The sequence below is a fragment of the Providencia sp. R33 genome (assembly GCF_019343475.1).
Taxonomy (GTDB): Bacteria; Pseudomonadota; Gammaproteobacteria; order Enterobacterales; family Enterobacteriaceae; genus Providencia.
Genome location: NZ_CP072453.1, coordinates 4,097,455 through 4,121,131 on the forward strand (window position 1 = coordinate 4,097,455; position 23,677 = coordinate 4,121,131).

The 23,677-nt window shown below is 43.4% G+C and carries 23 protein-coding genes; 20 read left to right on the forward strand and 3 right to left on the reverse strand.

The window, feature by feature from the left end; all coding sequences use genetic code 11:
* Nucleotides 1–3: 3 nt before the first annotated feature.
* Nucleotides 4–1,938, reverse strand: coding sequence for an ABC transporter ATP-binding protein (locus J6836_RS19215; RefSeq protein ID WP_219245451.1), 1,935 nt, complete (start codon nucleotides 1,936–1,938; stop codon nucleotides 4–6).
* Between the two features lie 222 nt (nucleotides 1,939–2,160).
* On the opposite strand from J6836_RS19215, the gene kefG reads away from it, so the two are divergent.
* From kefG to slyD, 4 genes are all read left to right on the forward strand, one after another.
* Complete coding sequence (gene kefG, locus J6836_RS19220) at nucleotides 2,161–2,715, forward strand: glutathione-regulated potassium-efflux system ancillary protein KefG (protein ID WP_219245452.1); 555 nt, start codon at nucleotides 2,161–2,163, stop codon at nucleotides 2,713–2,715.
* Nucleotides 2,715–4,523, forward strand: a complete 1,809-nt coding sequence (gene kefB / locus J6836_RS19225) for a glutathione-regulated potassium-efflux system protein KefB (RefSeq protein ID WP_219245453.1) — start codon at nucleotides 2,715–2,717, stop codon at nucleotides 4,521–4,523. The genes kefG and kefB overlap by 1 nt, the downstream gene beginning before the upstream one ends.
* Before the next feature lie 9 nt (nucleotides 4,524–4,532).
* Nucleotides 4,533–4,736, forward strand: coding sequence for a YheV family putative zinc ribbon protein (locus tag J6836_RS19230; protein WP_206084808.1), 204 nt, complete (start codon nucleotides 4,533–4,535; stop codon nucleotides 4,734–4,736).
* Between the two features lie 87 nt (nucleotides 4,737–4,823).
* Nucleotides 4,824–5,429 (forward strand): peptidylprolyl isomerase, encoded by a 606-nt coding sequence (gene slyD / locus J6836_RS19235; protein ID WP_219245454.1) that lies wholly within the window; start codon nucleotides 4,824–4,826, stop codon nucleotides 5,427–5,429.
* A gap of 66 nt (nucleotides 5,430–5,495) precedes the next feature.
* On the opposite strand, the gene J6836_RS19240 is transcribed toward slyD, so the two are convergent.
* On the reverse strand, nucleotides 5,496–5,717 hold the full coding sequence (locus tag J6836_RS19240) for a SlyX family protein (RefSeq protein WP_206084806.1): 222 nt from the start codon (nucleotides 5,715–5,717) through the stop codon (nucleotides 5,496–5,498).
* 258 nt (nucleotides 5,718–5,975) lie between these two features.
* On the opposite strand from J6836_RS19240, the gene fkpA reads away from it, so the two are divergent.
* Nucleotides 5,976–6,719 carry an FKBP-type peptidyl-prolyl cis-trans isomerase gene (gene fkpA / locus J6836_RS19245; protein WP_219245455.1) on the forward strand — a complete coding sequence of 248 codons (744 nt, stop codon included), beginning with the start codon at nucleotides 5,976–5,978 and terminating at the stop codon, nucleotides 6,717–6,719.
* Nucleotides 6,720–7,493: 774 nt separating this feature from the next.
* Here fkpA and J6836_RS19250 read toward each other — a convergent pair.
* Nucleotides 7,494–7,793 carry a colicin Z C-terminal domain-related protein gene (locus tag J6836_RS19250; protein ID WP_219245456.1) on the reverse strand — a complete coding sequence of 100 codons (300 nt, stop codon included), beginning with the start codon at nucleotides 7,791–7,793 and terminating at the stop codon, nucleotides 7,494–7,496.
* A 943-nt stretch (nucleotides 7,794–8,736) separates the two neighbouring features.
* Here J6836_RS19250 and J6836_RS19255 point away from each other — a divergent pair.
* From J6836_RS19255 to rpoB, 15 genes are all read left to right on the forward strand, one after another.
* Entirely contained in the window at nucleotides 8,737–9,441 is a 705-nt protein-coding gene (locus J6836_RS19255) for a helix-turn-helix transcriptional regulator (protein WP_219245457.1), read from the forward strand.
* On the forward strand, nucleotides 9,438–9,842 hold the full coding sequence (gene tusD / locus J6836_RS19260) for a sulfurtransferase complex subunit TusD (RefSeq protein ID WP_219245458.1): 405 nt from the start codon (nucleotides 9,438–9,440) through the stop codon (nucleotides 9,840–9,842). The genes J6836_RS19255 and tusD overlap by 4 nt, the downstream gene beginning before the upstream one ends.
* Nucleotides 9,843–9,858: 16 nt before the next feature.
* On the forward strand, nucleotides 9,859–10,218 hold the full coding sequence (tusC, locus tag J6836_RS19265) for a sulfurtransferase complex subunit TusC (RefSeq protein ID WP_219245459.1): 360 nt from the start codon (nucleotides 9,859–9,861) through the stop codon (nucleotides 10,216–10,218).
* A gap of 57 nt (nucleotides 10,219–10,275) precedes the next feature.
* The gene (gene tusB, locus J6836_RS19270) at nucleotides 10,276–10,563 is read left to right on the forward strand and encodes a sulfurtransferase complex subunit TusB (protein WP_219245460.1); all 288 of its coding nucleotides are present in this window, start codon (nucleotides 10,276–10,278) and stop codon (nucleotides 10,561–10,563) included.
* Nucleotides 10,564–10,699: 136 nt separating this feature from the next.
* Nucleotides 10,700–11,074 (forward strand): 30S ribosomal protein S12, encoded by a 375-nt coding sequence (gene rpsL / locus J6836_RS19275; protein WP_004265905.1) that lies wholly within the window; start codon nucleotides 10,700–10,702, stop codon nucleotides 11,072–11,074.
* Between the two features lie 97 nt (nucleotides 11,075–11,171).
* The gene (gene rpsG, locus J6836_RS19280) at nucleotides 11,172–11,642 is read left to right on the forward strand and encodes a 30S ribosomal protein S7 (protein WP_219245461.1); all 471 of its coding nucleotides are present in this window, start codon (nucleotides 11,172–11,174) and stop codon (nucleotides 11,640–11,642) included.
* Between the two features lie 85 nt (nucleotides 11,643–11,727).
* A complete protein-coding gene (fusA, locus tag J6836_RS19285; protein ID WP_219245462.1) occupies nucleotides 11,728–13,854 on the forward strand; it encodes an elongation factor G in 2,127 nt (708 codons plus the stop codon).
* A gap of 78 nt (nucleotides 13,855–13,932) precedes the next feature.
* Nucleotides 13,933–15,117: an elongation factor Tu gene (gene tuf / locus J6836_RS19290; RefSeq protein ID WP_219245007.1), complete on the forward strand. Its 1,185-nt coding sequence runs from the start codon at nucleotides 13,933–13,935 to the stop codon at nucleotides 15,115–15,117.
* A 581-nt stretch (nucleotides 15,118–15,698) separates the two neighbouring features.
* Entirely contained in the window at nucleotides 15,699–16,085 is a 387-nt protein-coding gene (gene secE, locus J6836_RS19295; protein WP_004265885.1) for a preprotein translocase subunit SecE, read from the forward strand.
* Nucleotides 16,086–16,631, forward strand: a complete 546-nt coding sequence (nusG, locus tag J6836_RS19300) for a transcription termination/antitermination protein NusG (RefSeq protein WP_219245463.1) — start codon at nucleotides 16,086–16,088, stop codon at nucleotides 16,629–16,631. It abuts the gene before it with no gap.
* A 174-nt stretch (nucleotides 16,632–16,805) separates the two neighbouring features.
* Nucleotides 16,806–17,234: a 50S ribosomal protein L11 gene (gene rplK, locus J6836_RS19305; protein WP_164456258.1), complete on the forward strand. Its 429-nt coding sequence runs from the start codon at nucleotides 16,806–16,808 to the stop codon at nucleotides 17,232–17,234.
* A gap of 4 nt (nucleotides 17,235–17,238) precedes the next feature.
* Nucleotides 17,239–17,940, forward strand: coding sequence for a 50S ribosomal protein L1 (rplA, locus tag J6836_RS19310; RefSeq protein WP_219245464.1), 702 nt, complete (start codon nucleotides 17,239–17,241; stop codon nucleotides 17,938–17,940).
* A 325-nt stretch (nucleotides 17,941–18,265) separates the two neighbouring features.
* Nucleotides 18,266–18,763: a 50S ribosomal protein L10 gene (gene rplJ / locus J6836_RS19315; protein ID WP_219245465.1), complete on the forward strand. Its 498-nt coding sequence runs from the start codon at nucleotides 18,266–18,268 to the stop codon at nucleotides 18,761–18,763.
* A gap of 60 nt (nucleotides 18,764–18,823) precedes the next feature.
* Nucleotides 18,824–19,192, forward strand: coding sequence for a 50S ribosomal protein L7/L12 (gene rplL / locus J6836_RS19320; RefSeq protein WP_219245466.1), 369 nt, complete (start codon nucleotides 18,824–18,826; stop codon nucleotides 19,190–19,192).
* 356 nt (nucleotides 19,193–19,548) lie between these two features.
* The gene (gene rpoB / locus J6836_RS19325) at nucleotides 19,549–23,577 is read left to right on the forward strand and encodes a DNA-directed RNA polymerase subunit beta (RefSeq protein ID WP_219245467.1); all 4,029 of its coding nucleotides are present in this window, start codon (nucleotides 19,549–19,551) and stop codon (nucleotides 23,575–23,577) included.
* Nucleotides 23,578–23,677 lie beyond the last annotated feature (100 nt).

Consider the following 23,677-nt stretch of genomic DNA (forward strand, 5'->3'; position numbering starts at 1 on the left):
TAATTAACCCGCTTCGAACTCATTCGTCATGTTTTCTAACTGTTCTTGCAGATCCATCCACTCCATTTCAACCTCTTCTAACGCCGATTTTTGCTCAGTCTGTTTTTTCAAACACTCAGTCAGCTCCGCTTTTTTATCTTGCTCATAAATTGCGGCGTCAGAAAGCTTTGCTTCTAACTCGCTCAGTGATGTTGAGTGTTTCTCCATTTTCTTTTCTAAATCCGTAATTTTCTTACGAATAGGCTGCGTCAATTGACGGAATTCAGCTTCACGGCGTTTTTGATCTTTTCTATCTTGTGCAGTAACCGTTGCCGTCGCTGCGGGTCTATCTTTCTCTTGTTGATCACGCACTTGCTGCAATTCGAGCTTGTTTTGCTCGGCAAGCCATTGTTGGTAATCTTCTAAATCACCATCAAATTGCTCTACCGTACCGCCGTGAACTAAATACAGCTCATCAGTGGTGGTACGCAGTAAGTGCCTATCATGGGAAACCACAACCAATGCACCTTCAAATGCCATCAAGGCTTCGGTGAGGGCTTGGCGCATGTCTAAATCTAAGTGGTTGGTTGGCTCATCGAGTAATAACAGATTCGGGCGCTGCCAGACAATCAGCGCTAGCACCAAACGTGCTTTTTCCCCGCCAGAGAAACGAAGGCTTGGGTCTGTCACTTGGTCACCTTTAAAGCCAAAACCGCCTAAATAGTCACGCAATTGTTGCTCCGTTTGGTCAGGGGCAAGGCGTGCAAGGTGCTGTAATGGGGACTCTTCTGGGTGCAGGTATTCCAATTGGTGCTGGGCGAAATAACCTAATTTAATGCCTTTGGCGAGGGAAATTTCCCCCTGTAACGGCGGTAAATCGCCTGCTAACATCTTAATTAACGTAGATTTACCTGCGCCATTGCGACCCAGCAACCCAATACGTGAGCCCGGAACCAGATTCAGTTTAATCGATTGTAAAATGACTTTTTCGCCATAACCTGCGCTGACTTTTTCCATCTTTAATAATGGGTTGGGTAGACTTTCAGGCTTACGGAATGAAAAATGGAATGGGTTATCCACGTGAGCAGGTGCCACCATTTCCATTTTTTCCAACATTTTAATACGACTTTGGGCTTGTTTTGCTTTGGTGGCTTGCACTCTAAAGCGGTCGATATAGCTTTGTAAATGTGCGGCTTTAGCCTGCTGGCTTTCATACAGCGCTTGCTGCTGAGCCAGTTTTGTTGCCCGTTGGCGTTCAAATGAAGAGTAGTTTCCCGTGTATTCGAACATGGTTTCTTGCTCAATATGCAGCACTTTATCAATAATTGGGTCGAGAAAATCCCTATCATGGGAAATCAAAATTAACGTGCCTTGGTAGCTTTTCAGCCATTTTTCCAGCCAAATCACTGCATCTAAATCAAGGTGGTTGGTGGGCTCATCGAGTAACAGCAAATCAGAGCGGCAAAGCAGAGCCTGCGCAAGGTTTAAACGCATCCGCCATCCACCAGAAAATGATTTTACTGGTGAGTCTAATTGCGCTTGGCTGAAACCTAAACCATGAAGCAAACTTGATGCACGCGAACGGATTGTCCATGCATCGATAGCATCTAATTGCCCATGAACGACAGCAATGGCGTGACCATCATTTTTTTCATTGGCTTGAGCCAGTTTTTGCTCAAGGGCACGAAACTCGCGGTCACCATCAATGACATATTCGAGTGCTGGCATATCTAATGCAGGGGTTTCTTGGTTGACCCATGCCATAGACCAGTTGCTTGGAAACGTTGCAGAGCCTGCTTCAGCCTGTAATTCGCCTTTTAACAGCGCAAGCAGCGTCGATTTACCGCAGCCGTTTTTACCCACTAAACCAACTTTTTGGCCGGGGTTAATCGTCGCCGTGGCATTGTCCAAAAGAACACGAACGCCTCGACGAATTTGGAGTGAAGAGAAAACAATCATAGCAACCGTCTATTAAAAATATGTTAAATTACCAACGTATATACTCTAAATAATTCACGGTGCAGTTAGGCGACAAGCAAATGAGTCGCTAGTCACCTACTTAAGTAGGTGACTAGTGCGAATGCGCGTAGTCAACAACACTTCAACGTGAAGTATGACGAGTATAGCAGGCAGCATGGTAACGGAAAATGTTCCGTCTGACACGCCTTTGAGGAGGGAAAGATGTCAAATACACCAAAAGTGTTGGTGGTCTATGCCCACCCAGACCCTGATGAATCTATCGCCAACAAGGCGTTGCTTGATGCGGTGCGCGATTTTGAACATGTCACGGTGCATGATTTATACGCGACATACCCCGATTATTTTATTGATGTGACCGCGGAGCAAAAGCTACTGTGCTTGTATGATGTGATTGTTTTTCAGCATCCCCTCTATACTTATAGTTGCCCGGCGTTGTTGAAAGAGTGGTTTGACCGCGTATTAACGCGTCGTTTTGCCACCGATATGGGGTATCAAAAATTAAAAGGCAAATATTGGCGCTCAGTGATTACAACCGGTGAACCTATCCATGCCTATCAACATGATGGGTACAATCGTTACCCTTTAACAGAAATACTTCGTCCATTTGAATTGACTGCATTGATGTGTGATATGCAATGGCTGGAGCCGACCATTATTTATGCAGCACGTCGGCAGCCTAAAGCCCATTTTCAACAGCTGATTGATGACTACCGTCAATGGATACAACAACCGCTGAGTGCAGGAGGGCTTTCATAATGTCAGATATGGGGCTATTTGAATCCGTCATTATTTTTCTCTGTGCGGGTGTCATCATGGTACCTATTGCTCAGAAAATTCGTTTGGGCGCGGTACTCGGGTATCTATTGGCAGGGATTATGATTGGGCCATTTGTGCTCGGCTTTATCCATAATGTTGATGATATTTTGCACTTCTCTGAAATGGGCGTCGTGTTCCTCATGTTTTTAATTGGCTTAGAGTTAAAACCTTCTAAGCTATGGGAACTGCGGCGTTCGATTTTTGGCGTAGGCACCGTTCAAGTGGTGGTCACCGCGGCAATCATGGCATCACTACTGTTTTTAGCTAAGTTTTCATGGCAAGCCGCTATTGTTGGGGGACTAGGAATGGCGATGTCATCGACGGCGATGGCACTGCAACTGATGAACGAAAAGGGCATGTCCAATAAAGAAAGCGGTCAGCTCGGTTTTTCCGTTTTGTTATTCCAAGATATGGCGGTGATCCCGATTATGGCATTAATCCCCTTATTGGCGGGGGACACGGCAACCAGCGATTGGCAAAAAATTGGCTTAAAAGTTGTCGCTTTTGTCGGGTTGTGGGTCGTAGGGCGCTACTTATTGCGCCCGATGTTTAGGTTAGCTGCAAAATCGGGTGTGCATGAAATTTTTACCGCCGCCGCACTCTTAGTGGTATTAGGTTCTGCGTTGATTATGGAAAGCCTCGGTTTTTCGATGGCGTTAGGTACCTTTATGGCAGGAGTCATGTTAGCGGAAACAGAATTCCGTCATGAACTGGAAATCAACATTGAGCCATTTAAGGGCTTGTTATTAGGTCTGTTTTTTATCTCCGTAGGTATGTCGCTCAATTTACAAGTGCTGTGGACCTATTTACCACAGGTATTGATTGCCGTGGTGGTTTTAGTGGCAGTCAAAGCCTTAGTACTCTATTTGCTTGGGTTTGCTGCACGATTACGTAACGGTGCACGAGCCCAATTTTCAGGGGTTTTAAGCCAAGGTGGTGAATTTGCTTTTGTTATCTATGCCACGGCATTTGGAGCAAGTGTGATTGATGAGCGTCAAATGGACCTTTTGCTGGTGGTGGTCACACTTTCGATGATGACAACGCCACTTGTGATGCAGCTGATAGATGCCTATTTGAACTACCGTTATAATCAGCAGCCTGCATCCAGTGAAAAACCCTTTGTAGAAGACAACGACCCGCATGTTATTTTGGTTGGGTTTGGCCGTATGGGGCAAGTGGTTGGGCGTTTATTAATGGCAAATAAAGTCAAAATCACGGTGCTTGAACAAGATGTGACTGCGATTGGTACGATGCGCCGCTATGGTTATACCGTGTATTACGGTGATGCGCGGGAACTGCAATTGCTGCGTTCAGCGGGGGCGGATAAAGCCAAAGCCATTGTGATTACCAGTGATGCGCCAGAAGAAGTGATGGAAATTGTGCAAATTTGCCAAGAAAATTTCCCTAACTTACATATTATTGCCCGAGCAAAAGGCCGTCTGGAAGCGCATGAATTATTGCACTGTGGTGTGACCGACTTTAGCCGTGAAACATTCTCAAGTGCCCTCGAACTCGGTAGCAAGGCATTAATTAGTACTGGTATGCATCCACATAAAGCCTACCGGGCAAAACAGCATTTCCGTCGTTTAGACATGCGCATGTTGCGGGACGTCTATCCCGAAAGTGAAAACAGCGATAGCGGGCAAATTTCACGTGTGAAAGAAGCGCGCCGTGAGCTCAACGAGCTATTTGAAAAAGAGATGCAAAGAGAACACCGACAGCCACATAGCTGGAACAATGAACAATAAGGGTAAGAAATGGCTTCAACACGTAAGCGTTTTATTGCAGGCGCAACCTGCCCGAAATGCCAATCACAAGATACGTTGATGATGTGGCGTGAAGATAAAATTGATGTGGTAGAGTGCGTCAATTGTGGCGACCAACAGCGTCAAGCAGGGGAAGTTGCCACTGAACATGTGAGGCAAAAAGAGCAGGTCATTGGTATTTTTACACCTGAATAAGAGAAATTTGTCAATTCTCAATACATCATCATTGTTTTTCGGTACAATTGGCAAAAAATTTTCCCCTTACGGGTAGTAGGAGATGTCATGAAAGTAGCAAAAGACTTGGTGGTCAGCTTGGCTTATCAAGTAAGAACAGAAGACGGTGTTTTAGTTGATGAGTCCCCGGCAAGCGCGCCACTGGACTATTTGCACGGCCGTGGTTCTTTAATTTCTGGTCTAGAAAAAGCGTTAGAAGGCCGCTCTGTTGGCGAAAACTTCGATGTTGAAGTGGCGTCTGACGATGCATACGGTCAATACGATGACAACTTAGTTCAACGCGTTCCTAAAGACGTCTTTATGGGTGTTGAAGAGCTGGAAGTTGGTATGCGTTTCTTAGCTGATACTGACATGGGCCCCGTTCCTGTCGAAATCACAGGGATTGAAGGCGACGAAGTTATCGTTGACGGTAACCACATGTTAGCAGGCCAAAACCTGAAATTTAATGTTGAAGTCATGGGTATCCGTGAAGCAACAGAAGAAGAAATCGCACATGGCCACGTTCATGGCGCAGATGGTCACGACCATGACCATGACCACGAAGGTGGTTGCTGTGGCGGTGGCGGTCATAGCCACGGTTCAGAAGGCGGTTGCTGTGGTGGTGGCGAAGGTCACGGCCACGGTCACAAACAAGGCGGCTGCGGCTGCCACTAATACGTCGTCGTATTAGTGTTTGTTACAGAATGAAAAAGGAAGCGAAAGCTTCCTTTTTTGTCGCTATCAATAATGCGGCGGCGGTGTTTCTTCTTCTGGTCGCGCCAAATGGGAATCTTGCGACGATTTCAGCCTTTCCGTCACGATGCGTAAATGTTCCTGCATCCGCGTCAACTGCATTTGCTGGTCAGTAATCACTTGATTTAGCTGTTCGATAGCTAATTCTTGGAAAGCCACTTTACTTTCTAAAAGTTCTAAACGTTGTTCGAATGAATGAGATGAGTCCATTTTCGACTCTCCTTAGGCGTTTTCATCATAATCAAACCATCATAATAACCGAACATTACAAATCAACAGATAAGTTTTAGTTAAACATATAGGCGATGAAACCTCTTTTTGTTAATGTTGTCTGAAGAAATGATTATACTGTTTCTATCACAAATAAATAATGAGCACCCAAAGCATTAGGGGCATTATCATAAAATGAATGGTAAACATTGGGTTTACTGTTCAAATAGGTTCGCATTAAAATCATCGGAGATTAGGATGAAATCACTGTTTAAGGCAAGTCTTCTGGCAACAACGTTGGCACTTACTTTCACTGCTCCGCAAGTTATGGCAGCGGAAGCCAAAGCACAAAGTAGCGCATTTAAAAACGCTGAAGAGCGTAATGCTTATGCACTGGGCGCTTCTTTAGGTCGCTACATGCAAAATTCTTTAGAAGAACAAAAAACCATTGGCATTAACTTGGATAACGCACAATTATTGGCGGGTGTTCAAGATGCATTCAATGGTAAAAGCAAAATGACCGATGCAGAAGTTGAAGAAACACTGCGTCAGTTCGAAGGGCAAGTTAAAGCAGCTGCCGACAAAAAAATGAAAGATGAATCCGCCAATAATGAGAAAAAAGGCGCTGAGTTCCGTGAAAAATACGCTAAAGAAAAAGGCGTAGTGAAAACCAAATCTGGCTTACTGTACAAAATTGAAAAAGACGGTACAGGCGCTAAACCTAAAGCAGATGAAACCGTTGTCGTTCACTACAAAGGCTCTCTGATTGATGGTACTGAATTCGATAGCTCTTACTCACGTAACGAGCCGCTGACTATCCCATTAAACTCAGTCATTAAAGGCTGGACTGAAGGTTTAGTAAACCTGAAAAAAGGCGGTAAAATGCAGTTAGTGATCCCAGCTGATTTAGCGTATGGCGAAAACGGCGTTCCGGGTATCCCAGCTAACTCAACTTTAGTTTTTGATGTTGAATTATTAGATATCAAACCAGCAGCTAAATAAAATAGATTTTAGTTGTCATCAAGCCTGAGGCATTTGTCTTGGGCTTTTTTATGCAAATAAGAAAATTAAGCTATACATGGTTATCGATTAAACCACACTAAAAACTAAGATACTTTTGTTTTTTGCCAGGGCAGCTCCTTATTTAAAAACATAGAGCATAAAGTAGATATTACGATGCTGTATATAAGCAAAAACATTGAATTGAAAATAGAAGAAAAAAAGATGTAACGACTCATATCTACACCGGAAGATAACCACGACAAGTAGCGCTGAATCTCGGCGATTAAAGAAAAAGTCAAAAAATATAAAAATGAACGCAATACGATAGGCTTTACTGAGAGTGATAGATTAAAAAAAACAAAAAATAAAATCGTTTTGGTAATAATAACAAATAATGTAAATAAAAGTGAAGCATCCAGAAAATCAATTGCGTTTATATCTTCGTCGGCTAATAATAACGAGAATAAATTAAATAACTGAGGCGTGAGTATGGAAATGAAGTATAAAAATAAGAAAACACTACTCTTAACTCTAGGTAAGGTCATGTCCATGTTATTAATCTTGGGTTAAATTATATCAGTGGATGTTTAGCGTTATTATTTAAAAGTAACGCTAATTAAGTTAATGACTCAAATATACAATTTTCATTGTACTTTTATTGATGGCAATTAGTCAAAATAAAAAAGAGTGCCTACAATCTAGCATTGAATATCCATCAGCGTAGTTATTCCAAAATGTTCAAGGTAACTAATGCGAAAACCCAAATTAAGGTCATCAATTTGGGACTGTAACGGCAACACTCCCAAACCCGAACGACAACGAGTGTAATCGAATATAATCACTGCCTGCGCCATCACCTTCAACAATGTGGCTCCCAGGGCCTAGTGTGGTTACTACGCTAGTTTTAGCCCCATCCATATACTTAATTTGAACCTCAAATGGCATCTCCATCGGTGAGTCTCTAAAGCTATAAGAAACAGTATATTTATGTTTGCCAATGTAAGATTGTATTGGGTACCAAATAGACCATGATCCTAATTTTACTGAGATTACGATATCTTTGTTTCCTGCCATGAAAGCTCCTTATTTAAAAATAAAGAAAATACAGTGGATAATACAGTTAAAAATATAAATGTTTTAGGTGAGTTTCTAATGATATGGAAAGATGTAAAGTGTGAAATATCAATATTTGATAAATAGAAAACAAAAAGGTTAATCACATCAACGATTAATATTAATGAAATAGCTAACACAAAAATACGTTTAAATATGGATTTAATATGTAATGAATAATTTAGCACAGAGGTAAGTAGCAGTGACCGCATTAGCATAATCAGTAAGGTAAAGACGATTGAATAGATAGTCAGCTCATCAACATCTATTGTGACAACGCCAGTGATGAGCAGTAATAATTCGTATATTTCACTAAATGAAACTATTAGGAAGTAAATGATTAGTATGTGGATATTTCGATTAATCAAAACAAACCTCATTAATTAATTTGGCATATGGATAGAATACATTATTATTTATTTTTAATAATTGAATATAATATCTTGATACTATTCTGGCCAAATAAAATGGTAAGAAATTATAGTTTTATTGTTTTAATTATGGTTTCGATTTAAATGTATTATTAATAAAAACTCATTGCAGTGAATGAACTGTGTATATTTAACAACAGTAAGTTGGTTTTTTTCGTTATAAATTATGCGGAATCAAGGCTTATGATCCAGTTTTAGATAAGTCACTGCCTGACGTGGCGATAGAAGCTAACCTTAGTGAATTTTCGGCAAAAAAATCCCCAAATTGTTTAAAACTTGTGATAAAACAGACTGTCTTGCATTCATTCGCTTGACGGCGACGTCTTGGAGTTTTAACTTCAGAAGACTCTATTTTATTATTTATCATCACAATTGTTGATTATATGCGGTGCAATAAAGGCAAATTAGTCGAATAATGAATGCCTTATTAGTCAACTGGATGAAATGTTTACATTAGAAGGATGATGTTGAAAATGTCAGATTCTTTACAGTCACACGACCTCAGCGATATTAATATACTGGATAACCAGCCTTTTGCTGAAACCGACCACGAAATCTTAAAATCATATGAAGCGGCGGTTGATGGCTTAGCAATGCTAATTGGTGGGCACTGTGAAATCGTTCTTCACTCATTGGAAGACCTGAATTGTTCTGCGGTGAGGATTGCTAATGGCCAGCACACAGGGCGTAAAATTGGCTCGCCAATTACTGACCTTGCGCTGCGTATGCTGCACGATATGGCAGATGAAGAATCTAGTGTTTCTAAAGCCTACTTTACTAAAGCGAAAAGCGGCGACTTAATGAAATCAGTGACGATTGCGATCCGCAACCGTAAACAGCGTGTCATTGGTTTACTGTGCATCAATATGAATTTAGATGTACCTTTCTCCGAAATTATTCAATCGTTTATTCCAGAAACAAAACAAGAAGTGACCTCAGATGTGAACTTTGCCTCGTCTGTTGATGACTTAGTAGCTCAAACATTAGAGTACACTATTGAAGAAGTGGGCGCTGACCGTAACGTATCGAATAATGCGAAGAATAAACAAGTTGTTCTGAACCTCTACGAAAAAGGCATTTTCGATATCAAAGATGCCATTAACCAAGTGGCAGATCGCTTAAATATCTCAAAACACACCGTTTATTTATACATTCGTCAGTTTAAGAGTGGTGAATGAGTCACGCTAATCCATTAACGTACTGCATCTTGGTGACGGGCCCAGCATATGGGACGCAACAAGCTGCAAGTGCGTATCAATTTGCCAAAGCCCTTCTTGCAGAAGGGCACACGTTAAAAACCGTATTTTTTTATCGTGAAGGTGTTCTGAACGCAAACCTACTCACCTCTCCCGCAACGGACGAATTTAATTTACTCACCGCTTGGCAGCAACTGGCAAAAGACGCGGGTTGTGAAATGCATATTTGTGTTTCTGCGGCGCTACGACGTGGTGTGGTTGATAAAGAACAGGCTCAAAACTTATCATTACCCGTTAATAATTTAGCTGATGGATTTATTATGAGTGGGTTAGGCAGCTTAGCTGAAGCGATGATGACAACAGATAGAACCCTTCAATTTTAGGAAAGTAAGGTATCGCGTGAAAAAAATTGCCTTCGTTTTTACAACAATACCCCATGGAAATGCAAGTGGGCGTGAAGGGTTGGATGCCTTGCTGGCAACGTCTGCGTTAACGGATGAAATTGAGGTGTTTTTTATTGCTGATGGCGTCTTTCAGCTGTTAGCAAATCAACAACCTAAAGCCATTCTTGCACGGGACTACATTGCAACATTTAAAATATTGCCGTTATATGACATTGAAAATATTTATCTTTGTCAGGAATCACTTCGAGAACGTGGATTATCAGAAATAAACGAGTTTGTACTTGCTCCTAAAATTCTCAGTTCACTTGAAATCCAGCGAAAAATAGCTGATTGTGATGTGGTGCTGAAATTTTAATCGATTGATTGTATTTTGAGCTTGGGTTGTTTTTTGATCTATAGTAGGATCGTTTCTATGCTTTATACATTAGCAACATCTCCGTTTAACTGTGATTTTTCGGCCATACTTCGCCTAATTACAGATAAAGACGCGGTTTTATTGATGCAAGATGGCGTGGCTACTGCAATATCGCAGTCACCTTACCTTGATGCATTGCAAAAAACGGGGGCACAATTATATGCCTTGGATGTCGATATTAACGCTCGAGGGTTGCAAAATACCCTATCACCCGCCGTTTCTGTGATCACATATCAAGGTTTTGTGAAGCTAACAGAAGTCCAAAAACAACATTTTGCCCTATAAAGGCACTAAAAGTTGTATATTTCTTGACACCTGACTCAGTCGGCAATAAAATTTCGCGTCCTCGTGTATCGTCATGTTGGCGAACGAGGTCAAAATCCGTGTTTACGAAGCAAAAAAACCAGGAGCTTTTTTAATAATGGCAACTATTAATCAGCTGGTACGCAAATCTCGTAGCTCGAAAGTTGTTAAAAGCAACGTTCCAGCACTGGAAGCTTGCCCGCAAAAACGTGGCGTATGTACTCGTGTATATACTACCACTCCTAAAAAACCAAACTCAGCATTACGTAAAGTATGCCGTGTTCGTTTAACGAATGGTTTCGAAGTATCTTCCTACATCGGTGGTGAAGGCCACAACTTGCAGGAACACTCCGTAATCCTTATCCGTGGCGGTCGTGTTAAAGACTTGCCAGGTGTGCGTTATCACACCGTTCGCGGCGCACTGGACTGTTCTGGTGTTAAAGACCGTAAGCAAGCTCGTTCTAAATACGGCGCGAAAAAACCTAAGGCTTAATGGATTACCGTTAAGTAAGGCCAAACATTTTAATCTTAATGTCAAAATACTCTCGTAGAGTTTTGGACAAACCTGAATTAACAACGGAGTCATATCCATGCCACGTCGTCGCGTAATAGGTCAACGTAAAATTCTTCCAGATCCTAAGTTCGGATCAGAATTACTGGCCAAGTTTGTAAACATCCTGATGGTAGACGGGAAAAAATCTACTGCTGAAGCAATCGTATATACTGCGCTTGAAACTCTGGCTCAGCGTTCTGGTAAAACTGAACTTGATGCATTCGAATTAGCACTGGATAACGTGCGTCCGACTGTGGAAGTTAAATCCCGCCGTGTTGGTGGTTCAACTTACCAAGTTCCAGTTGAAGTTCGCCCGGTTCGTCGTAATGCCCTGGCAATGCGTTGGATCGTTGATGCTGCTCGTAAACGCGGTGATAAATCTATGGCACTTCGCCTAGCAAATGAATTATCAGACGCTGCTGAGAACAAAGGTTCATCCGTTAAGAAACGTGAAGACGTTCACCGTATGGCAGAAGCTAACAAGGCGTTCGCACACTACCGTTGGTAATTTCTTACCAATCTTAGTGATGTATCTCAGGGTAGCTTTTGCTGCCCTTTATATGAAGAATTGAACGCCCACGAGAGAGGAAAAAATGGCCCGTCAAACGCCCATCGCGCGCTACCGTAATATCGGTATCAGCGCACACATCGACGCAGGTAAAACCACTACTTCTGAACGTATTCTGTTCTATACTGGTGTAAACCATAAAATCGGTGAAACCCACGAAGGTTCAGCAACAATGGACTGGATGGAGCAGGAGCAAGAGCGTGGTATTACTATCACATCTGCTGCGACTACTGCATTCTGGTCTGGTATGGCAAAACAATATGAGCCACACCGTATCAACATCATCGACACCCCAGGACACGTTGACTTCACAATCGAAGTAGAACGTTCTATGCGTGTTCTTGATGGCGCAGTAATGGTTTACTGTGCAGTTGGTGGTGTTCAGCCACAGTCTGAAACTGTATGGCGTCAGGCTAACAAATATAAAGTTCCACGTATCGCGTTCGTTAATAAAATGGACCGTATGGGTGCGAACTTCTTACGTGTTGTTGAGCAATTAAAAACACGTTTAGCGGCTAACGCAGTTCCACTGCAATTACCAGTCGGCGCAGAAGAGTCGTTCACTGGTGTTGTTGACTTGCTGAAAATGAAAGCAATCAAGTGGAGCGATGAAGACCAGGGCGTTACCTTCGAATACGAAGATATCCCTGCGAACCTGCAAGAAGCAGCTGAAGAGTGGCACAACAACCTGATCGAAACCGCAGCAGAAGCATCAGAAGAACTGATGGAAAAATATCTGGGCGGTGAAGAACTGACTGAAGCAGAAGTTAAAGCTGCATTACGTCAACGTGTTCTTGCAAGCGAAATTATCCTGGTTACCTGTGGTTCTGCATTTAAGAACAAAGGTGTTCAGGCGATGCTGGATGCAGTTGTTGATTACTTACCTGCGCCAACAGATGTACCTGCAATCAATGGTATTCTGGACGACGGTAAAGACACTCCTGCTGAGCGTCACGCAAGTGATGATGAGCCATTCTCGTCATTAGCATTTAAAATTGCAACCGACCCATTCGTTGGTAACTTAACGTTCTTCCGTGTTTACTCTGGTGTTGTTAACTCAGGTGACACAGTTCTGAACGCAGTGAAATCGAAAAAAGAACGTTTTGGCCGTATCGTTCAGATGCACGCTAACAAACGTGAAGAGATCAAAGAAGTTCGCGCTGGTGACATCGCGGCGGCTATCGGTCTGAAAGACGTAACTACAGGTGATACTTTATGTGCAGTTGATGCACCAATCATCCTGGAGCGTATGGAATTCCCAGAGCCAGTAATCTCTGTTGCAATCGAACCAAAAACTAAAGCTGACCAAGAAAAAATGGGTATCGCATTAGGCCGTCTGGCTCAAGAAGACCCATCATTCCGCGTATCAAGTGATGAAGAGACTAATCAGACTATCATCGCTGGTATGGGTGAATTGCACTTGGACGTTCTGGTTGACCGTATGCGTCGTGAATTTAAAGTTGAAGCGAACGTTGGTAAACCTCAAGTTGCTTACCGTGAAGCAATCACTGCTAAAGTGACTGACATCGAAGGTAAACACGCGAAACAGTCTGGTGGTCGCGGTCAGTATGGTCATGTCCTTATCGATATGTTCCCACTGAACAAAAACGATAAAGACGGCCTGCCAATGGACTACGAATTTGTCAACGAAATCAAAGGTGGTGTAATTCCAACTGAATACATCCCTGCGGTTGACAAAGGTATCCAAGAGCAGCTGAAATCTGGCCCATTAGCTGGCTACCCTGTTGTTAACATGGGTGTTCGTCTGCATTTCGGTTCTTACCATGATGTTGACTCCTCTGAACTGGCGTTTAAACTTGCGGCTTCACTCGCGTTTAAAGATGGCTTCAAAAAAGCTAAACCTGTTCTGCTTGAGCCAATCATGAAAGTCGAAGTGGAAACACCAGAAGACTACATGGGTGATGTTATTGGTGACCTGAACCGTCGTCGTGGTATGATTGAAGGTATGGATGACCTGCCTACTGGTAAAGTCGTTCGTGCACAAGTACCATTGTCAGAAATGTTCGGTTATGCTACTGACCTGCGTTCTCAGACACAAGGTCGTGCTTCATACTCTATGGAGTTCCTGAAGTACAATGAAGCACCAAACAACGTTGCACAGGCTGTTATCGAAGCTCGTAACGCTAAGTAATCGATTTTACATCGGTTAACTACTTTAATTTAAGTTCCTTCTTTATCGTGAAGAGGGAACTCCATAAGGAATAGAGTCGTGTCTAAAGAAAAATTTGAACGTTCAAAACCGCACGTTAACGTTGGTACTATCGGCCACGTTGACCACGGTAAAACTACTCTGACAGCAGCTATCACTACTGTTCTGGCTAAAACTTACGGCGGTTCTGCTCGTGCATTCGACCAAATCGATAACGCACCAGAAGAAAAAGCGCGTGGTATCACCATCTCTACTTCTCACGTAGAGTATGATACTCCAACTCGCCACTACGCACATGTAGACTGCCCAGGACACGCCGACTATGTTAAAAACATGATCACTGGTGCTGCACAGATGGACGGTGCAATTCTGGTTGTTGCTGCGACTGATGGCCCAATGCCACAAACTCGTGAGCACATCCTGTTAGGTCGTCAGGTTGGCGTTCCTTACATCATCGTGTTCCTGAACAAATGTGACATGGTTGATGACGAAGAACTGTTAGAATTAGTTGAAATGGAAGTTCGTGAGTTACTGTCTCAGTACGACTTCCCAGGCGACGACACTCCAGTTGTTCGCGGTTCAGCTCTGAAAGCGCTGGAAGGCAACCCAGAGTGGGAAGCGAAAATTGTTGAATTAGCAGGTTACCTGGATTCTTACATCCCAGAACCAGAGCGTGCAATTGACCGTCCGTTCCTGCTGCCAATCGAAGACGTATTCTCAATCTCAGGTCGTGGTACAGTAGTAACAGGCCGTGTTGAGCGTGGTATCGTTAAAGTTGGTGAAGAAGTTGAAATCGTTGGTATCAAAGAAACGGTTAAAACAACTTGTACTGGCGTTGAAATGTTCCGTAAATTACTGGACGAAGGCCGTGCGGGTGAGAACGTTGGTGTTCTTCTGCGTGGTACTAAACGTGAAGAAATCGAACGTGGTCAAGTTCTTGCTAAACCAGGTTCAATCAAGCCACACACTAAATTTGAATCAGAAGTATATATTCTGAGCAAAGATGAAGGTGGTCGTCACACTCCATTCTTCAAAGGTTACCGTCCACAGTTCTACTTCCGTACAACTGACGTAACAGGTACTATCGAACTGCCAGAAGGCGTAGAGATGGTAATGCCAGGTGATAACATCAACATGATCGTTACCCTGATCCACCCAATCGCGATGGACGACGGTTTACGTTTCGCAATCCGTGAAGGTGGCCGTACTGTAGGTGCGGGTGTTGTTGCAAAAATCATTGCATAATACCGCTCTTTCTGAATAAGAAAGAACTACTTAGTAAAAAGGGCGTCTTATAGACGTCCTTTTTATACGTTGCAAAATTAAGAACCTATCTCATCAATCATTTCTAAATAATTATTGGTGAGATAGGCTCTGAAACAACGAATTGATAATTGCGTCGGTTCCTTTGCGCAGTTATATGAGATTTATTAAGGTTTTGCTCCGAAGATATGGTATATTTTACCGCTGCCACAAAAAAAACCTGATTTTTCCTATTGGTGTGGCTGAAAATTTACTGAGCATGCTGAAAATCCTGCAAAATGGATAGCACTTGTGAAATGGAAAGTACTGACGAACGAATAGTACTTGCGAAATAGAATGTGGCTGCAATGGGTTGTGTTTGCAGAACAAATACCGCTAATTACCTCCATTAACAAGGCTAATTGCTTTAACTCGCAGGTGATGTTATTGATATCCCTATCAAATTTTGCAGGCTTGGTTTGTAGTAATTGAGGGATATGTTGGCATATTCTATTGGTTTGGCTTGATTACTTACCCTTGTAGGTAACAGGCTTTGTACATACTTCATGGTAACAGGTTGAATTATGAGTGCGAATAGCGAAGCTCAAGGAAGTGGACGCAGTGCAGACATTTTCAAATGGGTAATTGTCTGTGCCCTATTAATAATTGCGATTGTTGGCAACTATTACTTCCGTCAATATAATCTCGCGCTGCGTGCTTTTGCAGTTGTGGCTGTGGTCGCTATTGCAGGTGCTGTCGCTTTATGGACAACAAAAGGTAAAGCAACACTGGCGTTTGCACGCGAAGCTCGTGTCGAGATGAGAAAAGTCATTTGGCCAACTCGCCAGGAAACATTACAAACTACTTTAATTGTTGCCGCAGTAACGGCTGTAATGTCATTAATACTGTGGGGATTAGATGGTATCCTGGTGCGTTTAGTTTCATTTATTACAAGCCTGAGGTTATTCTAAATGTCCGATTCACCTAAAAAGCGCTGGTATGTCATTCAGGCATTCTCTGGTTTTGAAGGTCGCGTAGCACAATCTTTACGTGAACATATCAAATTACATGCTATGGAAGATTTTTTTGGCGAAGTTATGGTTCCAACAGAAGAAGTTGTTGAAATCCGTAGCGGTCAGCGCCGTAAGAGTGAACGTAAATTCTTCCCAGGCTATGTCTTAGTCCAAATGGTCATGAACGATGACTCTTGGCACTTAGTACGTAGTGTACCTCGTGTAATGGGGTTCATTGGTGGGACGTCAGACCGTCCAGCACCAATTAGCGATAAAGAAGTTGATGCTATCATGAACCGCTTACAACAAGTTGGTGATAAACCACGTCCGAAAACACTGTTTGAACCAGGTGAAATGGTTCGTGTTAGCGAAGGTCCATTTGCTGACTTTAACGGTGTTGTTGAAGAAATTGATTACGAAAAGAGCCGCTTAAAAGTTTCTGTTTCTATCTTCGGTCGTGCAACTCCAGTCGAATTGGATTTTGGCCAAGTCGAAAAAGCCTAATCTAAACGACAAAACTGACTTGCAAAAGGCGTGAAATTTGACTACAATTTCGCGCCTTTTGTTTTTATGCTTTGCCAATTTGCTTCTTAATTGAGCTTACATAGGCGGGGCATGTTTAATTAACGGGGAGCCTTACAAACGTTAAGGCGCTATCACCCATCTAGAGGAAATATCATGGCTAAGAAAGTTCAAGCCTACGTTAAGCTGCAAGTTGCAGCTGGTATGGCGAACCCAAGTCCACCAGTTGGTCCAGCTCTGGGTCAACAAGGTGTTAACATCATGGAATTCTGTAAAGCGTTCAACGCAAAAACAGACAGCCTGGAAAAAGGTTTACCAATTCCTGTTGTTATTACTGTTTACGCAGACCGTTCTTTCACTTTCGTTACCAAAACTCCACCTGCAGCCGTTCTGCTGAAAAAAGCAGCTGGCGTTAAGTCTGGTTCAGGCAAGCCTAACAAAGAGAAAGTAGGTAAAGTTACCTCTGCTCAGATTCGCGAAATCGCTGAAACTAAAGCTGCGGACATGACTGGTGCTGACGTTGACGCTATGATGCGTTCAATCGAAGGTACTGCTCGTTCCATGGGCCTGGTTGTGGAGGACTAAGACAATGGCTAAACTGACTAAGCGCATGCGCAATATCCGTGAAAAAGTTGATGCTACTAAACAGTATGACATCGCTGAAGCCGTTGCACTGCTGAAAGAATTAGCGACTGCTAAATTCGTTGAAAGCGTTGACGTTGCTATTAACCTGGGCATCGATGCTCGTAAATCTGACCAGAACGTTCGCGGTGCAACTGTACTGCCACACGGTACTGGCCGTTCAGTTCGCGTTGCTGTGTTCGCACAAGGCGCAAACGCTGAAGCTGCTAAAGCTGCTGGCGCTGAATTGGTTGGTATGGAAGATCTGGCTGATAAAATCAAAGCTGGCGAAATGGACTTTGACGTTGTTATTGCTTCTCCAGATGCAATGCGCGTTGTTGGCCAATTAGGTCAAGTTTTAGGCCCACGTGGTCTGATGCCAAACCCGAAAGTTGGTACTGTAACTCCTAACGTTGCTGAAGCGGTTAATAACGCTAAAGCAGGTCAGGTTCGCTACCGTAACGACAAAAACGGAATCATCCACACCACTATCGGTAAAGTTGATTTCGACGCTGACAAACTGAAAGAAAACCTAGAAGCACTGCTGATCGCGCTGAAAAAAGCAAAACCAGCTTCTGCTAAAGGTATTTTCATCAAGAAAGTTAGCCTGTCTACCACTATGGGTGCAGGTGTTGCTGTTGACCAAGCTGGTCTGTCAGCGACAGTTTAATTGCTATAGCTTCGGCTAATAAGTAATTAGGCTTTACCTTTGCGTTGATTTTGTATAAAATTTGACGCCTTGAGTTTGTTGGGTATAGCAATGTACCCAACAAACCACAAATTTCGGTATGGAGTCTGGCCTTTCCAGACCCCGTCCAAGACCGCAGGTGTGCTATTTATAGTCACTTAATTTACCTGCGTAGACGGTGACAGAGATACCTAGAATTTTATTCTGGATTCTATTCTGCTCACCGTGTTTTAGCGCTCAAATACATGTTGTATCTGAGTGATGTGAGTCCCGGGGGTTTCCCGGTTAATCCAGGAGCAAGAAGCTAATGGCACTAAATCTTCAAGACAAACAAGCGATTGTTGCTGAAGTCAGCGAAGTAGCCAAAGGCGCGCTTTCTGCAGTTGTTGCTGATTCACGCGGCGTAACTGTAGCAAAAATGACTGAACTGCGTAAAGCAGGTCGCGAAGCTGGCGTTTATATCCGTGTTGTTCGTAACACACTGATTCGCCGTGCTGTTGAAGGTACTTCTTACGATGTACTGAAAGACGTGTTTGTCGGTCCAACCTTAATTGCTTTCTCTAACGAACACCCGGGCGCTGGCGCTCGTCTGTTCAAAGAGTTCGCGAAAGCGAATCCAGCATTTGAGATTAAAGCTGCGGCCTTTGAAGGTGAGTTAATCCTAGCGAAAGATATCGATCGTCTGGCAACTCTCCCAACTTACGATGAAGCAATCGCACGCCTGATGGCAACCATGAAAGAAGCCGCTGCCGGCAAATTGGTTCGTACTCTGGCTGCTCTGCGCGATCAGAAAGAAGCTGCATAAGCCCTTTCCTTCGTTGCTTTTTAACGTATAAACTATTTCTGAATTTTAGGAACACTTGTTATGTCTATCACTAAAGACCAAATCCTTGATGCAGTTGCAGAAATGTCTGTAATGGACGTTGTTGAACTGATTACTATGATGGAAGAAAAATTCGGCGTTTCTGCTGCTGCAGCTGTTGCTGTTGCTCCAGGTGCTGCTGCTGAAGCTGCTGAAGAAAAAACTGAATTCGACGTTGTTCTGTCTGCTATCGGCGGTAACAAAGTTGCAGTTATCAAAGCAGTTCGTGGCGCAACCGGTCTTGGCCTGAAAGAAGCTAAAGACATGGTAGAGTCAGCTCCAGCGACAATCAAAGAAGCTGCAAGCAAAGACGAAGCTGAAACTCTGAAGAAAGCTCTTGAAGAAGCAGGCGCTTCTGTTGAACTTAAATAAGTTCAATTTCAAGAACGCAGCTTAATCTAATTAGGCTGACGGCTGGTGATTTTTTAATCACCAGCCTTTTTGCGCTGTAAAGCGTGATGGGTGTTAACAGCTTTTCACGCAGTTTTATTGTTAACAACAACCCTCCAATACTTCTTTCTATTGACGACTTAATATACTGTGTTCTTCGCTACGACCCGCTCGGGTAGCTCGGTAGCCAAAGCGCACAATGAAATGATTTAAGAGTAATAGCAATGAGTATTACGGAAAGTATTCATTTTCCATTTCTTATATAAAACGCGTTGCGGTTAAGACTCTTTTTTAAGAGCTAACCACTTGGGTCACTGATCAACGAGCTGAGGAAACCTATGGTTTACTCCTATACCGAGAAAAAACGTATTCGTAAGGACTTTGGTAAACGTCCACAAGTTTTGGATATACCTTACCTCCTTTCTATCCAACTTGACTCGTTCCAGAAGTTTATCGAGCAAGATCCTGATGGCCAGAATGGGCTGGAAGCAGCTTTCCGTTCTGTGTTTCCAATTCAGAGCTACAGCGGTAGTGCTGAACTGCAATATGTCAGCTATCGTTTAGGCGAGCCTGTTTTTGATGTTAAAGAATGTCAAATTCGCGGTGTAACTTATTCTGCTCCTCTGCGTGTTAAATTACGTCTCATCGTTTATGAGCGTGAAGCACCAGAAGGCACCGTTAAAGATATCAAAGAACAAGAAGTCTACATGGGTGAAATTCCACTCATGACTGAAAACGGAACCTTCGTTATCAACGGTACAGAGCGTGTTATCGTATCTCAGTTACACCGTAGTCCAGGTGTGTTCTTCGATAGCGATAAAGGTAAAACACACTCTTCAGGTAAAGTGTTATATAACGCACGTATTATTCCTTACCGTGGTTCATGGCTTGATTTCGAATTCGACCCGAAAGATAACCTGTTTGTACGTATTGACCGTCGCCGTAAATTACCTGCGACCATTATTCTGCGTGCAATGGATTACAATACCGAAGAAATCTTAAATCTGTTCTTCGATAAAACTGTATTCCAAATCCGTGATAATAAACTGATGATGACGCTGGTTCCTGAGCGTCTGCGTGGTGAAACTGCTTCTTTTGATATCGAAGCGAACGGTAAAGTCTATGTTGAAAAAGGCCGCCGTATCACTGCACGTCATATTCGTCAGTTAGAAAAAGAAGAAGTTAGCAACATCGAAGTGCCTGTTGAATATATCGCAGGTAAAGTTGTTGCAAGAGACTACATCGATGAAAGTACCGGTGAGCTGATTTGTGCAGCGAACATGGAGCTTTCTTTAGACATGTTGGCACGTCTGAGCCAGTCTGGTCATAAAACAATCGAAACATTGTTTACCAATGACTTAGACCACGGTGCTTACATTTCTGAAACTATTCGTGTCGACCCAACTAACGACCGTCTGAGTGCATTGGTAGAAATCTACCGCATGATGCGTCCTGGTGAGCCACCGACCCGTGAAGCGGCAGAAAACCTGTTCGAGAACCTGTTCTTCTCTGAAGACCGTTACGACTTGTCTGCTGTAGGTCGTATGAAGTTCAACCGTTCACTGAACCGCGATGAAATTGAAGGTTCTGGTATCCTGAGCGAAGAAGACATCATCGAGGTGATGCGCAAGCTCATCGATATCCGTAACGGTAAAGGCGAAGTCGATGACATCGACCACTTAGGTAACCGTCGTATTCGTTCCGTTGGTGAGATGGCAGAGAACCAATTCCGTGTCGGTCTGGTTCGTGTTGAGCGTGCAGTGAAAGAGCGTCTTTCTCTGGGCGACCTCGATGCATTAATGCCACAGGATATGATCAACGCTAAGCCTATTTCAGCCGCAGTTAAAGAGTTCTTTGGTTCCAGCCAGCTGTCACAATTTATGGACCAGAACAACCCACTGTCTGAAATTACGCACAAACGTCGTATCTCTGCATTAGGCCCAGGTGGTTTGACTCGTGAACGTGCGGGCTTTGAAGTACGTGACGTACATCCAACTCACTACGGTCGTGTATGTCCAATCGAAACGCCTGAAGGTCCAAACATCGGTCTGATCAACTCATTATCTGTTTATGCACAGACCAATGAGTACGGTTTCTTAGAAACTCCATACCGTTTAGTTCGTGATGGCTTAGTAACTGATGAAATCCACTATCTGTCTGCGATTGAAGAAGGTAACTTCATCATTGCTCAGGCGAACACCGTATTAGGTGAAGATGGTAGCTTTATCGAAGAGTTAGTCACTTGTCGTAACAAAGGTGAATCAAGCTTATTCAGCCGTGAACAGGTTGAATATATGGACGTTTCGACTCAACAGGTTGTTTCTGTTGGTGCGTCACTGATCCCATTCCTTGAACACGATGACGCCAACCGTGCATTGATGGGTGCGAACATGCAACGTCAAGCGGTTCCAACTTTACGTGCTGACAAACCATTAGTCGGTACAGGTATGGAACGTGCAGTAGCGGTTGACTCTGGTGTAACGGCTGTTGCAAGACGCGGTGGTTCAGTTCAGTACGTTGATGCTTCTCGTATCGTTATCAAAGTTAACGAAGATGAGATGTATCCAGGCGAAGCTGGAATCGACATTTATAACCTGACTAAATATACCCGTTCTAACCAGAACACCTGTATTAGCCAGATGCCTTGCGTATCTTTAGGTGAGCCAGTTGAACGTGGTGACGTGTTAGCAGATGGTCCTTCAACAGACCTCGGCGAATTAGCACTGGGTCAAAACATGCGCGTGGCATTCATGCCATGGAATGGTTATAACTTCGAAGACTCCATCTTAGTTTCTGAGCGTGTTGTTCAAGAAGACCGTTTCACAACGATCCATATTCAGGAACTCTCTTGTGTGTCTCGTGACACCAAATTAGGGCCTGAAGAAATCACTGCGGATATTCCAAACGTCGGTGAAGCTGCACTTTCTAAACTGGATGAATCCGGTATCGTTTATATCGGTGCAGAAGTGAAAGGCGGCGACATTCTGGTTGGTAAAGTAACACCGAAAGGTGAAACTCAGTTAACCCCAGAAGAGAAACTGCTGCGTGCTATCTTCGGTGAAAAAGCGTCAGACGTTAAAGACTCTTCTTTACGTGTTCCTAACGGTGTTTCTGGTACGGTTATCGACGTACAAGTATTTACCCGTGATGGCGTAGAGAAAGACAAACGTGCATTAGAGATCGAAGAAACTCAGTTACGTGATGCGAAGAAAGACTTAACAGAAGAGCTGCGTATTTTCGAAGCTGGCCTGTTTGCTCGTATTCGTTCTGTACTGGTTAACGGCGGAATTGAAGCTGAAAAACTGGACAAACTGCCTCGCGATCGTTGGTTAGAGTTATCTTTAGCTGATGAAGAGAAGCAAAACCAGTTAGAGCAATTAGCTGAACAGTATGACGAACTGAAATCTGAGTTCGAGAAAAAACTCGATGCTAAACGTCGTAAGATTACCCAAGGTGATGATCTGGCACCTGGCGTACTGAAAATTGTTAAGGTTTATCTGGCTGTTAAACGTCAGATCCAACCGGGTGATAAAATGGCGGGTCGCCATGGTAACAAAGGTGTTATCTCAAAAATCAACCCAGTTGAAGACATGCCTTACGATGAAAACGGTAACCCAGTTGACATCGTTCTGAACCCACTGGGCGTACCATCACGTATGAACATCGGTCAGATTTTGGAAACCCACTTAGGGATGGCAGCAAAAGGTATTGGTGAGAAAATCAATGCTATGCTTAAACAGCATGAAGAAGTTGCCAAACTGCGTGAGTTTATCCAAAAAGCGTACGATTTAGGTGATGACCCACGCCAGAAAGTTGACTTGAACACTTTCTCTGACGAAGAAGTTATGCGTTTGGCTGAGAACCTGAAAAAAGGTATGCCAATTGCGACACCAGTGTTTGATGGTGCGAAAGAGAAAGAAATCAAAGAACTGCTGAAACTGGGCGGTCTGCCAACTTCAGGTCAGATTACATTATTCGATGGTCGTACTGGCGAGCGTTTTGAACGTCAAGTTACCGTTGGCTACATGTACATGCTGAAACTGAACCACTTGGTTGACGATAAGATGCACGCCCGTTCAACAGGTTCTTACAGCTTGGTTACTCAGCAACCGCTGGGTGGTAAAGCGCAGTTCGGTGGTCAGCGTTTCGGGGAGATGGAAGTGTGGGCACTAGAAGCATACGGTGCAGCCTATACTCTTCAAGAAATGCTTACAGTTAAATCGGATGACGTTAACGGCCGTACGAAGATGTATAAAAACATCGTCGATGGCAGCCATCAGATGGAACCTGGCATGCCGGAATCTTTCAACGTATTGCTGAAAGAAATCCGCTCACTGGGTATCAACATCGAGCTGGAAGACGAGTAATTCGTTTTGTGCCGGAGGGTTCGCCTTCCGGCCAATGTAAGCACTGGGATTTGGGGAGAGTGGCTTTGAACACTCACCTGACAGGTCTAACTCCGACAGG